14 protein-coding genes are annotated in these 13,862 nt (G+C 74.3%); 11 read left to right on the top strand and 3 right to left on the bottom strand.

What is annotated here, in order from left to right:
• The first annotated feature begins 36 nt into the window (after positions 1 to 36).
• From OG294_RS08230 to OG294_RS08215, 4 genes are all read left to right on the top strand, one after another.
• Positions 37 to 879 carry an SDR family oxidoreductase gene (locus tag OG294_RS08230; RefSeq protein ID WP_327065766.1) on the top strand — a complete coding sequence of 281 codons (843 nt, stop codon included), beginning with the start codon at positions 37 to 39 and terminating at the stop codon, positions 877 to 879.
• A gap of 4 nt (positions 880 to 883) precedes the next feature.
• Positions 884 to 1,999, top strand: a complete 1,116-nt coding sequence (locus OG294_RS08225) for an S-adenosylmethionine:tRNA ribosyltransferase-isomerase (protein ID WP_327065765.1) — start codon at positions 884 to 886, stop codon at positions 1,997 to 1,999.
• A gap of 199 nt (positions 2,000 to 2,198) precedes the next feature.
• Positions 2,199 to 2,708: a hypothetical protein gene (locus tag OG294_RS08220; protein ID WP_327065764.1), complete on the top strand. Its 510-nt coding sequence runs from the start codon at positions 2,199 to 2,201 to the stop codon at positions 2,706 to 2,708.
• 187 nt (positions 2,709 to 2,895) lie between these two features.
• Positions 2,896 to 4,092 carry a methyltransferase gene (locus OG294_RS08215; RefSeq protein ID WP_327065763.1) on the top strand — a complete coding sequence of 399 codons (1,197 nt, stop codon included), beginning with the start codon at positions 2,896 to 2,898 and terminating at the stop codon, positions 4,090 to 4,092.
• A gap of 126 nt (positions 4,093 to 4,218) precedes the next feature.
• Here the strand turns inward: OG294_RS08215 and OG294_RS08210 are convergent, their stop codons facing one another.
• From OG294_RS08210 to OG294_RS08200, 3 genes are read right to left on the bottom strand one after another with little or no spacing between them, the layout of a single operon-like run.
• Positions 4,219 to 4,794 (bottom strand): hypothetical protein, encoded by a 576-nt coding sequence (locus OG294_RS08210; protein WP_327065762.1) that lies wholly within the window; start codon positions 4,792 to 4,794, stop codon positions 4,219 to 4,221.
• A complete protein-coding gene (locus OG294_RS08205) occupies positions 4,791 to 6,182 on the bottom strand; it encodes a hypothetical protein (RefSeq protein ID WP_327065761.1) in 1,392 nt (463 codons plus the stop codon). Before OG294_RS08205 ends, OG294_RS08210 begins: the two co-directional genes overlap by 4 nt.
• A complete protein-coding gene (locus tag OG294_RS08200; RefSeq protein ID WP_327065760.1) occupies positions 6,179 to 6,988 on the bottom strand; it encodes an ABC transporter ATP-binding protein in 810 nt (269 codons plus the stop codon). The genes OG294_RS08205 and OG294_RS08200 overlap by 4 nt, the downstream gene beginning before the upstream one ends.
• 179 nt (positions 6,989 to 7,167) lie before the next feature.
• On the opposite strand from OG294_RS08200, the gene argC reads away from it, so the two are divergent.
• From argC to OG294_RS08165, 7 genes are all read left to right on the top strand, one after another.
• Positions 7,168 to 8,196 (top strand): N-acetyl-gamma-glutamyl-phosphate reductase, encoded by a 1,029-nt coding sequence (argC, locus tag OG294_RS08195; RefSeq protein ID WP_327065759.1) that lies wholly within the window; start codon positions 7,168 to 7,170, stop codon positions 8,194 to 8,196.
• The gene (argJ, locus tag OG294_RS08190) at positions 8,193 to 9,365 is read left to right on the top strand and encodes a bifunctional glutamate N-acetyltransferase/amino-acid acetyltransferase ArgJ (protein WP_327065758.1); all 1,173 of its coding nucleotides are present in this window, start codon (positions 8,193 to 8,195) and stop codon (positions 9,363 to 9,365) included. Before argC ends, argJ begins: the two co-directional genes overlap by 4 nt.
• Positions 9,366 to 9,419: 54 nt before the next feature.
• Positions 9,420 to 10,352: an acetylglutamate kinase gene (gene argB / locus OG294_RS08185; protein WP_327065757.1), complete on the top strand. Its 933-nt coding sequence runs from the start codon at positions 9,420 to 9,422 to the stop codon at positions 10,350 to 10,352.
• Positions 10,349 to 11,641: an acetylornithine transaminase gene (locus OG294_RS08180; protein WP_327065756.1), complete on the top strand. Its 1,293-nt coding sequence runs from the start codon at positions 10,349 to 10,351 to the stop codon at positions 11,639 to 11,641. The genes argB and OG294_RS08180 overlap by 4 nt, the downstream gene beginning before the upstream one ends.
• 18 nt (positions 11,642 to 11,659) lie before the next feature.
• Positions 11,660 to 12,214, top strand: a complete 555-nt coding sequence (locus tag OG294_RS08175; RefSeq protein WP_327065755.1) for an arginine repressor — start codon at positions 11,660 to 11,662, stop codon at positions 12,212 to 12,214.
• A 174-nt stretch (positions 12,215 to 12,388) separates the two neighbouring features.
• Positions 12,389 to 12,610: a ferredoxin gene (locus OG294_RS08170; RefSeq protein ID WP_327065754.1), complete on the top strand. Its 222-nt coding sequence runs from the start codon at positions 12,389 to 12,391 to the stop codon at positions 12,608 to 12,610.
• Complete coding sequence (locus OG294_RS08165) at positions 12,607 to 13,785, top strand: cytochrome P450 (protein ID WP_327065753.1); 1,179 nt, start codon at positions 12,607 to 12,609, stop codon at positions 13,783 to 13,785. The genes OG294_RS08170 and OG294_RS08165 overlap by 4 nt, the downstream gene beginning before the upstream one ends.
• Positions 13,786 to 13,862: the final 77 nt, after the last annotated feature.

The following is a 13,862-nucleotide window of genomic DNA, read 5'->3' as shown; positions in this document are numbered from 1 at the left end:
ATCCGCGCCCGGGGTCGGCGGCGGGACAGTTCAGGCATGGACACCACCGAGCACACCGCCCTCCCGCAGACCACCCACGCCGCCGACGCCGTCCACGCCACGCACGCCACCGGCCCCACCCGCCACGGCACCCCCGCGCAGCCCCCGGTCGCCGTCGTCACCGGTGCCTCCCGCGGGCTCGGCCTGGAACTCGCCCGCGCCCTGGCCGCCGACGGCTGGCACCTGGTGATCACCGCCCGCACCGCCGCCGACCTGGCCGCCGCCGAGGCCGAACTCGCCGCCCGCACCACCGTGATCGCGCTGTCCGGCACCGTGGTGGACGACGACCACCGCGCCGACCTGGCCGCCGCCGCCGACCGGCTCGGCGGCGCGAGCCTGCTGATCAACAACGCCTCCACCCTCAACGGCGCCGCCGACGAGTCGGCCCCGCCGCTCCCGCCGCTCGCCGTGGTCCCGCTGCCCGACCTGCTGGAGACCTTCGAGGTCAACGCCCTGGCGCCGATCGCCCTCACCCAGCTGCTGCTGCCGCAACTGCGCGGGCGCACCGGCGCGGTGCTCAACATCAGTTCGGACGCGGCGGTCGAGGCCTACCCGGGCTGGGGCGGCTACGGCGCCGCCAAGGCCGCGCTCGACCACGCCTCGGCGGTGCTCGCCGAGGAGGAGCCCGGGCTGCGGGTCTGGGCCGTCGACCCGGGCGACCTGCGGACCCGGCTGCACCAGCAGGCCTTCCCCGGCGCCGACCTGTCCGAACTGCCGCCGCCGAGCAGCGTGGTGCCCGCCTTCCGCACCCTGTGGCGTGAGCGCCCGGCCTCCGGCCGCTACCGCGCCGCGGACCTCGCGGCCCGAGCCGACCTCGTGACCGCTCCCGCAGGAGTCTGACGCGATGCCTTCACCACGCCCGGCCGCCGACACCCTCACCTCCGACGAAAGTCTCGACTTCACCGTCCCGCCCGACCTCTCCGCCCCCGCCCCCGCCGAGGCCCGCGGCCTGCGCCGCGACGGCGTCCGCCTGCTGGTCGGCCGCGGTGGGCGCGCCGGCACCCTCCCCACCGCCGAGCACCACCGCTTCACCGACCTCCCCGAGGTGCTGCGCCCCGGCGATCTGCTGGTGGTCAACAACTCGGCCACCCTGCCGGCCGCCCTGCCCGCCCGGCTCCCGGACGGTGAGCCGCTCGCGCTGCACCTCTCCTCCGCCCACCCCGACCCGCGCGGCGGCCACCTGGTCGAGCTGCGCCGCCCCGCCCGCGCGGGGACCGGTGCGGCGCGGTACCTGCCGCCCGCCGAGAACCCCGCCCACCCCGGCCTGCGGCTCACCCTGCCCGGCGGTGGCCGGGCCGTGCTCACCGCCGCCTGCACCGCGCGGCTCTGGTACGCCCGGCTGACCCTCCCGGCGCCGCTGCCCGAGTACCTCGCGGCCCACGGCAAGGCGATCCGCTACGGCTACGTCGACCGGGACTGGCCGCTCGGCGCCTACCAGACGGTCTTCGCCACCGAGCCCGGCAGCAGCGAGATGCCCAGCGCCGCCCGCCCGTTCACCGCGGAGCTGGTCAGCACGCTGGTGGCGCGCGGCGTGCTGATCGCGCCGATCACGTTGCACACCGGCGTCGCCTCGCCCGAGCTGCACGAGGCGCCCTACCCGGAGCGCTACCGGGTGCCCGCGGCCACCGCCGCCCTGGTCGCCCACGTCCGGGCCACCGGCGGCCGGGTGGTCGCGGTCGGCACCACCGCCGTCCGCGCCCTGGAGTCCGCCACCGCACCGGACGGCCGCACCCGCCCCGCCGACGGCTGGACCGACCTGGTGATCACCCCGGACCGCGGCGTGCGCGCGGTGGACGGCCTGCTGACCGGCTGGCACGAACCGCGCGCCTCGCACCTGCTGATGCTCGAAGCCGTCGCAGGCCGCCCCCTGCTCGCCCACTGCTACCGCGAGGCGCTGGCCGCCGGCTACCTCTGGCACGAGTTCGGCGACGTCAACCTGCTCCTGCCGGACGCCGGTTGAGGACGTCCGGCGCCGGGGGAGCAGCGGGGTTCTCGTCGTGGGTCCATGGGTCAAGTCCACCGCCTGACACCGGGTGAGGCGCAACCGCTGCGGCAACTCCGGTACGACTAATGCCCGGTGAGGCGTGGCGGGCTGCGGCCCTTCGCCGACGTACGGTCGAATGTGGCTCGCTCGTACCCCTTCGCAAGGAGTCAGCCCGATGCCACGATCGTCCTCCCTCCTCCGCGCCCTGCGGCTCTCCGCCACCGTCCTGCCGGTGCTGCTCGCCGCGGGGCTGGCCGCGCCCGCCCCGGCCGCCGCGACCGGCCCGGCCGTCCGCCACTGCGCCACCGTGGTCAGCCCGACCCGGACCCTCGGGCAGGCCTGTTCCGACCGCTCCACCGCGGACGCGCTCAGCCGGATCGCCGCCGAGCCGGGCCAGCCGGTCGACCGGACCCTGCTGCTGGAGGAGTACAAGGACATCGACTACGGCGGCGGCATCCTCTACTCCTTCTACGGCGACGCCGGCGGCTGCGACGGGACCGGCTACCACCTGGTCAACTACATCGACGTGGCGCTCAACGTCTCCTCGATGAAGGGGTACCACGACTGCAACGCCGTCCACCTGTGGTCCACCCTGAGCGTGGAGAAGACGATGGACCTGCCGGCTCCCCAGCTGGGCGGGAACTTCAACGACTCGGTGCGCGAGCTCCAGGTCTTCCACCGCTGACGGCACCAGGGCGAGACCGGGGTGGAACGCGGAGGCCGCCTTCTGCTCCGGCGTCAGCCGGTCGCTGCTCAGCAGCTCGACCGAGGCGCGCGAGAGCAGCCGCTCTCCGGCGCACCGCCCGCCGTGCCCGCCCGCCGCCGGTGCCGCTGCGCCAGGGGCGGCGCCGAGCGGTTAGCCTGGGCGCACAATGAACCGTTTCACCACGTCATCGGGCGACTTCCAGCTCACCCGCTTCCCCGAGGACCCGCGCGAGCAGCTGCGCGCCTGGGACGCCGCCGACGAGTACCTGCTGCGCCACCTGCACGGCGACCGGCCGCAGCCGGACGAGGGGGCCGAAGCCGCCCCCGTCGAGCTGCGCGGCACCGTGGTGGTCCTCGGCGACCGCTGGGGCGCGCTGAGCACCGTGCTGGCCGCGAGCCGCCCCGAGGCCGAGCTGGTCCAGCTCGGCGACTCCTACCTCGCGCAGCAGGCCACCCGCGCCAACCTCGCCCGCGCGGGCCTCGCCCCCGACGCCGTCCGGCTGCTGGCCGGCACCGAGACGCCCCCGGCGCGCATCGACGTGCTGCTGGTCCGGGTCCCCAAGAGCCTGGCCCTGCTGGAGGACCAGCTGCACCGGCTGGCCCCCGCCGTGCACCCGGGGACGCTGGTGGTCGGCACCGGCATGGTGACCGAGATCCACACCTCCACCCTGCAGCTCTTCGAGCGGATCCTCGGCCCCACCCGCACCTCCCTCGCGGTGAAGAAGGCGCGGCTGATCTTCTGCACCCCGGATCCGGCCCTGGTCCGCCCGGCGAACCCCTGGCCGCTGAGCTACGCGCTGCCCGGCGACCTCGGGCCGGCCTCGGGGCGCACGGTGGTCAACCACGGCGGCATCTTCTGCGCCGAGCGCCTCGACATCGGCACCCGCTTCCTCCTCCAGCACCTGCCGGCCCGCCGCGGCCACGAGCAGGTCGTCGACCTCGGCTGCGGCAACGGCATCGTGGGGACGGCGGCGGCGCTGGCCAACCCCGAGGCCGAAGTCACCTTCATCGACGAGTCGTTCGCCGCCGTCGCCTCGGCGGAGGCGACCTTCCGGGCGAACACCCCGGCCGGTGCGCCCGCCCGCTTCCAGGCCGGTGACGCGCTGGCCGCCGTCCCGGCCGGCTCGGTCGACCTGGTGCTCAACAACCCGCCCTTCCACTCGCACCAGGCCACCACCGACGCCACCGCCTGGCGGATGTTCACCGGTGCCCGCCGCGCCCTGCGCCCTGGCGGCGAGCTCTGGGTGGTGGGCAACCGGCACCTCGGCTACCACGTCAAGCTCCGCCGGCTCTTCGGCAACTGCCGGACGGTGGCGGGCAATCCGAAGTTCGTGATCCTCTGCGCGGTCAAGCGGTCCGAATGAATCCTGCCGAACCGGCACCCCGGGCCGCCACCCTCCACCCGGCCCCCACCGACCGCGCCGCCCTCGCCGCCCTCCACGCCGCCGCCCTCCACTGGTTCGGCGTCTGACCACGCCGGCGGTGGTCCGTCACCGTCTGGCCCCCGTCGTGGCGTACAGCACGGTGCCGCTCGCCAGCAGGGCCCACGCGGTCCAGCTGGACGCCGACGTGCCGGGGGGAGAGATCATCCAGCTGGCCACCTGTCCCGCGGTGCCGCCCAGCGGAGGGGCGAGGAGGGTGTACCCGAGCCAGCCGGTCGGCAGGGCCCAGGCGAACGGCGCCCCGCAGAGCACCGCCCCGAGCGCGGCCAGGCCGACCAGGCCCGCGCTGTCCCGGACGACGAGCGCGGTCGGGGCCAGTTCCGGCCCCGCCGCCTGGACCGCCAGCAGCGCCAAGGCGGCGACCGCGCCGATCAGCAGCACGTGCACCGCCCGCCGGGGCAGCCACCGGATCGCGGCCGTCCGGTCCAGCGCGGCATCCTGCCAGCCGAGCCCGACGGAGGAGGCCGCCACGTTCGCGGTGAGAACCAGGGCCGCGGTCCCCAGGCTCGCCGAGTGCTTGCCGCTGCCCCGGTCGAGGGCCCACAGCGCCAGGGCGACGAGCATGACCGCGGCGGCCGAGGTGGGCACCTGCCGTGAACGCGCGTGCAGCAGCAGCCATCTCATGAGGAAGCCTCCCCGGTGAGAGCCGCGAGTTCGTTCGTGCAGGAGAGCGCGGCGGCATGCAGCCGGGCGATCCGCGAGCGCTGCTCGGCCGGCGGCAGGGCCGTCAGCTTCTGCCAGGCGGCGTCGGCCTGCGCCCAGGTGCGCTGCGCGTACACGTCGCTGTCCGGCTTCTGCAGCGGTTCGAGCTGGTGGTCGCCGAGGGCCCAGCTCGCGGCGATGCTCTGCGCGGGGACGTCGACCAGCCCCCCGCCCTCCCCCGGGCCGCGCGGTTCGCAGTTGGGCGCCAGGCCCTGGGCGACCAGGAAGCGGGTCAGGTCCGCCCCCGACGCACGGGCGATCAGCGGGTCGTCCAAGTCGACCAGCACCACGTCGGCGGAGAGTTGGCGTTGGTCGCCGAGCGCGCGCAGCGCGGTCTCCTCCCGCACCGAGGCCGGCGCCTGGTCGCCCAGGGCGTCGTGCAGCACCCGCAGCGCCTCCTTGCCGCGTGGCGCGAGTGCGGGCAGGTGCGAGCTGTTGGCCTGCGTCACGCACACCGGGCCGTCGCAGACCAGGGCCGCGGCGGCCTTGTCGACGACGTAGGTGCCGCGCGGAGCGGCCGGGAGGATCAGCAGGGCCAGGGCCGCGCCGGCCAGCACGGGAGCCACCGCGAGCAGCCGGGCCCGGCGGGTCGTGGCCAGCAGCAGGGCGAAGCCGGTGGCGAGCAGGCCGAGCAGCCAGAGCGTCTGGCCCAGGTGCACGGAACCGGAGAGGGTCAGCAGCATCTCCCGCGGCTGTGCGGTCGCCGGCGACAGCAGGACGAGCCGGTTCGGCGCGAGGCCCGCCGGCAGTGTCCCCTCATTGCTCGGCCGCAGGAACATGCCCGTCATGAGGAGGAACACCACCAGGGCCGGCGGGGTGAGTGCGGAGGGCACGGCCCGTGCGACGCCCATGCCGAACACGGCCCCCGCGACCAGGGCCAGCACCGCGACCAGCGAGATCGGCAGCCACCCCAGGGGCAGGTAGCTGGTGGCGCCGAGGGCCACCTGGACGCCGCCCACCAGGACGAGCAGGCCGAAGCCCGACGCCAGCGCGAGCGCCGTCGCACCCGCGGGCAGCGCCGCCCGGCGCCAGGCCGGCAGCGGCGTGGTCGCCAGCAGTTCGGTCATCCGCGCGCGGGAGTCGCGCAGCCCGTACACCGCCCCCATGCCCACCACCAGCGGCCACCAGAAGGTCAGCAGGGACCGGGTCCACAGGGCCATCGAGGTCCACTGGGCCGTCCACCCGCTGGTGCCCTGCCACCAGAGCCCGTTGAACAGACAGAACACCGCCAGGCTGCCGCCGAGGACGACGACGCCGCTCCACGGGGCGATCGAGCGCTTCAGCTCGGTGCGCAGCACCCGCCCGTTCACCAGGTACCCCGCTGCGGCTCGGAGTTCTGCAGCAGCGCCGAGTAGCCGCGCTCCAGCGGGCTGTCGCCCGGGTACTCGGCGCTGCCCGCCGCGGCCAGGACCTCCGGCGGGCCCTGGAAGACGAGGCGGCCCTCGGCGAAGAGCACCACGTCGGTGCAGGCGGCGGCGACGTCCTCGACCAGGTGGGTGGAGACCACCACGCAGGCGTCGCGGCCCAGTTCCTGCAGCAGCTCGCGAAAGCGCAGCCGCTGCGCCGGGTCCAGGCCGACGGTCGGCTCGTCCAGCAGCAGCACGGTCGGCTCGTTGACGATGGCCTGCGCGATGCCGGCCCGGCGCACCATGCCGCCGGAGAGGGTCTTCATCCGCTGGTCGGCCTGGTCGGCCAGGCCCACCCGCTCCACCGCGCGCTGGACGGCGGCGGGGATCTCCGCCTTGGGGACCTCCTTCAGCCAGGCCATGTACTCGACGAACTCGCGCACGGTGAAGCGCTTGTAGTAGCCGAACTCCTGGGGCAGGTAGCCGATCCGGCGACGCAGCGCCCGCAGGTCGCCCAGCCCGCCCAGGGAGGTGCCGCACAGCCGCAGCTCGCCCTCGGTGGGGCGCAGCACGGTGGCCAGCGCCCGGATCAGGGTGGTCTTGCCCGCTCCGTTGGGCCCCAGCAGGCCGTGGGTGCCGGTGCCGAGCGAGAGGTCGAGCCCGTCGACGGCCATCTTCTTGCGGCCGACCCGTACTTTCAGCCCGGTGGCCTGGATCTCCCAGGCGTAGGTCTTCGGCGCGGTGTCTGCCGCGCTCGTTGCGGACGTCATGCGGTGGTCCCTTCCGGTCGCCAGCGTGATCTCACACCAGCCAGACGGCGGCTGCGGCGCGCAGGTTCTGCCGCTGCTGTGAGCTGCGTCACAGCAGCGCGGCGGGAGGCCCACGTCCACTCCTTGCATGAATGTTCCGCAGTGCGTATATTCATGCCAAGTCCCGAGGAGGAGTGGTCATGACGTTGCGAGTCGCCGTTGCCGGAGCCAGCGGGTATGCGGGCGGCGAGGTGCTGCGTCTGCTGCTCTCGCATCCGGAGGTGGAGATCGGGGCGCTGACCGGCGGGTCCAACGCCGGTACACGGCTGGGGGAGTTGCAGCCGCACCTGCTGCCGCTGGCCGAGCGCGTGCTGGAGCCGACCACGCCCGAGGTGCTCGCGGGCCACGACATCGTCTTCCTCGGGCTGCCGCACGGGCAGTCCGCCGCCGTGGCCGAGGCGCTCGGCGAGGACGTGCTGGTGATCGACTGCGGGGCGGACTTCCGGCTCAAGGCGGCGGCGGACTGGGAGCGGTTCTACGGCTCCGCGCACGCCGGGACCTGGCCCTACGGGCTGCCCGAGCTGCCGGGGCACCGCGAGGCGCTGAAGGGGACGAAGCGGATCGCCGTGCCCGGGTGCTACCCGACGGCCGTCTCGCTCGCGCTCTTCCCCGCCTATGCGGCCAGGCTGGCCGAGCCGGAGGCCGTGATCGTGGCGGCCAGCGGCACCTCGGGCGCCGGCAAGGCGGTCAAGACGCACCTGCTGGGCAGCGAGGTGATGGGCTCGGTCAGCCCGTACGGGGTCGGCGGGGTGCACCGGCACACGCCGGAGATGTCGCAGAACCTCGGCGCGGTGGCGGGGGAGCCGGTGAACATCTCCTTCACTCCGACCCTGGTGCCGATGTCCCGCGGCATCCTGGCCACCTGCACGGTCAAGGCCAGGCCCGGCGTGACCAGCGGCGACGTGCGCGCCGCCTACGCCACCGCCTACGCCGACGAGCCGTTCGTGCACCTGCTGCCCGAGCTGCAGTGGCCGCAGACCAAGTCGGTGCACGGCGCCAACTCCGCCCTCGTCCAGGTCACGCTGGACGAGCACGCCGGGCGGATCATCGCGATCAGCGCGATCGACAACCTGGTCAAGGGCACCGCCGGCGGCGCGGTGCAGAGCATGAACATCGCGCTCGGCCTGCCCGAGACGCTCGGCCTTCCTGTGAACGGAGTCGCACCGTGACCACCCATCAGAACACCGTCGGCGTCACCGCCGCCAAGGGCTTCCGGGCGGCCGGGGTGACGGCCGGCCTCAAGGCCTCCGGGGCTCCGGACCTGGCCCTGGTGGTCAACGAGGGCCCGTCCTACGCCGCGGCGGGGGTCTTCACCAGCAACCGGGTCAAGGCGGCTCCGGTGCTCTGGTCCCAGCAGGTGCTGAAGGGCGGCCGGTTGGCCGCCGTGGTGCTCAACTCCGGTGGCGCCAACGCCTGCACCGGTCCCGAGGGCTTCCAGGACACGCACGCCACCGCCGAGCGGGTCGGCACCGACCTGGGTGTCAGTGCCGGCGAGGTGGCGGTCTGCTCGACCGGACTGATCGGCGAGCGCCTCCCGATGGACCTGCTGCTGCCCGGCGTCACGCTCGCCGTCAAGGAGTTGGCGGCGGACGGGGGCGAGGCGGCGGCGATCGCCATCAAGACCACCGACACCGTGCACAAGACCGCCCAGGTGACCGGCGAGGGCTGGACGGTCGGCGGAATGGCCAAGGGCGCCGGCATGCTCGCCCCGGGCCTGGCCACCATGCTGGTCGTGCTCACCACCGACGCTGCCCTTGAGGCCGGCCAGTTGGACGCCGCGCTGCGCGGCGCCACCCGCACCACCTTCGACCGGGTGGACTCCGACGGCTGCATGTCGACCAACGACACGGTGCTGCTGCTCGCCTCCGGCGCCTCCCGGGTCACACCCGGCGAGGCGGAGTTCGCGGCGGCGGTCGAGCAGGTCTGCGCCGACCTCGCCCGGCAGCTGATCGGCGACGCCGAGGGTGCCAGCAAGGACATCCGGATCGACGTCACCGGTGCCGCCACCGAGGACGAGGCCGTCACGGTCGCCCGCACCATCGCCCGCAACAACCTGCTCAAGTGCGCCCTGCACGGCGAGGACCCCAACTGGGGCCGGGTGCTGGCCGCGATCGGCACCACCGCGGCCGCCTTCGACCCCGACCAGCTGGACGTGGCGATCAACGGCGTCTGGGTCTGCCGCGGCGGCGCCGTCGGTGAGGACCGCTCGCTGGTCGACATGACGGGCCGTCAGGTGGTCATCACCGCCGACCTGCACGCCGGCCAGGCCCAGGCCACGGTGTGGACCAACGACCTCACCGCCGACTACGTGCACGAGAACAGCGCCTACTCCACCTGATCCCCGGCACCACCCCACCATTCGGCGACTGACACCTCAACCGGGACTGACACCGTGCAGATCGCACCCAAGGGCGAACAGGCCCGCAACAACACCGCGTTGCCCAAGGCGCTGACCCTCATCGAGGCGCTGCCCTGGCTGGAGCGGTTCCACGGCAAGACCGTGGTGATCAAGTTCGGCGGCAACGCCATGGTCGACGAGTCGCTCAAGACGGCCTTCGCCCAGGACGTGGTCTTCCTGCGGTACGCCGGCCTGCACCCGGTCGTCGTGCACGGCGGCGGTCCGCAGATCAGCGCGCAGCTGGAGAAGCTGGGGCTGGAGTCCTCGTTCACCAACGGTCTGCGGGTCACCACCCCCGAGACCATGGACGTGGTCCGGATGGTGCTGGCCGGACAGGTCCAGCGCGAACTGGTCGGGCTGCTCAACGAGCACGGGCCGTTCGCGGTCGGCATGACCGGCGAGGACGCGCACACCATGACCGCCGTCAAGCGGTACGCGGTGGTGGACGGCGAGCAGGTGGACATCGGCCTGGTCGGCGACATCGTCAACATCGAGTCCGGCGCGGTCAAGGCGCTGATCGCCGACGGCCGGATCCCGGTGATCTCCAGCATCGCGCGCGGCACCGACGGCCACGTCTACAACATCAACGCGGACACCGCCGCCTCGGCCCTCGCTGCCGCGCTGGGTGCCGAGATGCTCGTGGTGCTCACCGACGTCGAGGGGCTCTACGCGGACTGGCCGAACTCCGACGACGTGATCAGCCAGCTCACCGCGACCGAGCTGGAGGCCATACTGCCCACGCTGAGCAGCGGCATGGTGCCCAAGATGGAGGGCTGCCTGCGCGCGGTGCGCTCCGGGGTGGGCACCGCCCGCGTGCTGGACGGGCGGGTCCAGCACAGCCTGCTGCTGGAGATCTTCACCGACGAGGGGATCGGCACCATGGTGGTGCCGGACGACGAGAGCGCGGTCCTGGGGGGCCTGGCATGAGCGACACCGAGAACACCCACCTGGCAAGCGGAAACGACGAGTTGACCAAGCGCTACCAGGACGCCTTCACCGACAACTACGGCACCCCCCGCCTCCCGCTGGTCCGCGGCGAGGGCGCGCTCCTCTGGGACGCCGACGGCAACGAGTACCTGGACCTGCTCGGCGGCATCGCGGTCAACGCGCTCGGCACCGCGCACCCGGCGCTGGTCGCCGCGGTGACCGGGCAGATCGGGCGGCTCGGCCACGTCTCCAACCTCTTCACCGCCGAGCCCACCATCGCGCTGGCCGAGCGGCTGCTCGCGCTGGACGACCGTCCGGGCCGGGTCTTCTTCTGCAACTCGGGCGCCGAGGCCAACGAGGCCGCCTTCAAGATCAGCCGGCTGACCGGGCGCACCCACCTGGTGGCCCTGGAGGGCGCCTTCCACGGCCGCACCATGGGCTCGCTCGCCCTCACCGGCCAGCCCGCCAAGCAGGAGCCGTTCCGGCCGCTGCCGGGCGACGTGACGCACGTCCCGTTCGGTGACATCGAGGCGCTGCGCGCGGCGGTGACCACCGCGACCGCGGCCGTGGTGCTGGAGCCGATCCAGGGCGAGAACGGCGCGATCCCGCTGCCGCCCGGCTACCTGCGGGCGGCCCGCGAGATCACCCGGGCGACCGGCACCCTGCTGATCCTGGACGAGGTGCAGACCGGCATCGGCCGCACCGGCCACTGGTTCGCCCACCAGGCCGAGGAGGGCGTCGAGCCGGACGTCGTCACCCTGGCCAAGGGCCTGGGCGGCGGCCTGCCGATCGGCGCGGCGATCGCCTACGGCGCGGCGGGGGACCTGCTCCGGCCGGGGCAGCACGGCACCACCTTCGGCGGCAACCCGGTGGTCGCCGCCGGCGCGCTCGCGGTGCTCGACACCATCGAGAGCCAGGGCCTGCTGGCCCAGGTGCGCACCGTCGGTGACCAGCTGCGGCACGGCGTCGAGGCGCTCGGCGACCCGCTGATCTCGCACGTGCGGGGCGCGGGCCTGCTGCTCGGCATCGTGCTCACCGAGCCGGTGGCGGCGGCGGTCCAGGCGGCGGCCCAGCGGGCCGGCTTCCTGGTGAACGCGGCCGTGGCCGACGCGGTGCGGCTGGTTCCGCCGCTGATCCTCACCGAGGCACAGGCCGGCGCCTTCCTGGCCGCACTGCCCGCGATCCTGGACAGCGTCCGCGCCGAGGCGGCCGCGGCGGACCGCCCGGGCACCGCACCGGCGGCCACCGCGGCCCGGCCGGGCGACCCGGCCGAGCAGTCGCGCGGGTAGTCCGGGAGAATCATCATCATGAGCGTGCCCCCATCCGACCAGACCCCCGCCGGCCCGACGTCGCAGGTCCCGCAGACCCGCACCGCGCGCCACCGGCGGATCGTGGACCTGCTGACCCGTCAACCGGTCCGCTCCCAGAGCCAGTTGGCCAAACTGCTGGCCGACGACGGGCTGGTGGTCACCCAGGCCACGCTCTCCCGGGACCTGGACGAACTGGGCGCGGTCAAGATCCGCAACCGGGACGGCGCGCTGATCTACGCCGTCCCGGCCGAGGGTGGCGACCCCACGCCGCGCGCCCCGATGGGGGAGTCGGCGAGCGAGGGGCGGATGGCCCGGCTGGCCGGCGAGCTGATGGTCTCGGCCACCGCCTCCGGCAACCTGGTGGTGCTGCGCACCCCGCCGGGCGCCGCGCAGTTCCTCGCCTCGGCGATCGACACGGCCGGGGTGCACGAGATCATCGGCACCATCGCGGGCGACGACACGGTGCTGCTGATCAGCCGGGACCCGGCCGGCGGCCAGGCCCTCGCCGACCACCTGATGCAGCTGGCCCAGGCCCGAACGGACCGTGCGTAGCGCGGCCAGCGCGGCCAGCGCGGCCGGTGGGGCGGCGAAGGGGTGGAAACCGGCCATTCTCGGACCGCCTCGGCGCCGCCCTCGCACGGACACCACAACAGCGGGCTAGGTTGAGGCCAAGGACTGCCGGTCGCCGCGGGCAGCCGGTCCCCTTCGCGCCCAACGAGGTCCGCCATGCACGTGACTGTCGATCAGGATCGCTGCTGCAGCTCAGGCCAGTGCGTCCTGACCGCCCCCGAGGTCTTCGACCAGAACGAGCAGGACGGGCTGGTGCGGCTGCTCCAGGACCGTCCGGCCCTGGCCCTGCTGCCCGCCCTGCGCACCGCCGCCGCCCTCTGCCCGGGCGGCGCCATCACCGTGACCGTCCCGGCCGCCGGCGGGGAGAGCGGCGCATGAGCATCGTCGACGAGCTCGCCTTCCCGGCCCCGCGCCCGTCGGGCTGCCCCTTCGACCCGCCGCCCGCCTACCGCCGCCCCGCCACCCGGCTGACCCTGTGGGACGGCAACCCCTGCTGGCTGCTGACCGACTACCAGGACGTCCGCACCGTGCTGAGCGACCGCCGCTTCAGCGCCGACGGGCGCAACCCGGGCTTCCCGATCCTCACCCGGAGCCAGCAGGAGCTGCGCAACGAGACCCCGAGCTTCCTGCGCCTGGACGACCCGGAGCACGCCCGGCTGCGCCGGATGCTCACCACCGAGTTCCTGATCAAGCGGGTGGAGGCGATGCGCCCGGGGATCCAGCGCATCGTGGACGAGGCCCTGGACGCCATGGTCGGGCACGGCCCGCCGGCCGACCTGGTCGCCGAATTCGCGCTGCCCGTGCCCTCGTTGGTGATCTGCGAACTGCTCGGTGTGCCCTACGGGGACCACGCGTTCTTCCAGCGCGAGAGCTTCCGGCTGCTGGACACCACCGCGCCCGCCGCGACCACCCGCAGCGCCTTCGAGGCGCTGACCGCCTACCTCACCGAGCTGGCGGCGAGCCGGCGGGGCCGCGAGGACGGCATCCTCGCCAGGCTGGCCGCGCGCACCGACCTGACGCTCCCGGAGGTAGCGGTCACCGGCCTGCCCCTGCTGGTCGCCGGCCATGAGACCACCGCCAACATGACCTCGCTCTCCGCCCTGGCGCTGCTGAAGCACCCGGCCCAGGCCGATCTGCTGCGCGAGCGGCCCGAGTTGATTCCGGGTGCGGTCGAGGAGTTCCTGCGCTACCTGACCATCATCGGCTCCGGGCTGCCCCGGGTGGCCCTGGCGGACGTCGAGCTGCCCGGCGGCACCCTGGTGCGGGCCGGCGAGGGCGTGCTGGCCGTGCTCTCCACCGCCAACCGGGACGAGGGGCTCTTCCCCGGCGGCGAGGAGCTGGACGTCGCCCGGGACGCCCGCCGCCACCTGGCCTTCGGCTTCGGCGTGCACCAGTGCCTGGGCCAGCCGCTGGCCCGGGCCGAGCTGCAGATCGCCCTCTCGACGCTGCTGCGCCGGCTGCCCGCGCTGCGGCTGGCCGTGCCGTTCGACGAGGTCCCGTTCCGCAACGAGACGGTCATCTACGGGCTGCGCGCGCTCCCGGTCGCCTGGTAGCCCGGCCCGGCCGCTTCGTCCACCGCCTCCAGGGCTTTGAGTTTCATGCAGGGTCGTGCATACTTATGCCCATCACC

It is taken from the genome of Kitasatospora sp. NBC_01302 (genome assembly GCF_035976515.1).
Lineage (GTDB): Bacteria > Actinomycetota > Actinomycetes > Streptomycetales > Streptomycetaceae > Kitasatospora.
Note: the sequence above shows the minus strand (reverse complement) of the source record. Positions and strands in the feature narration are given on the sequence as shown.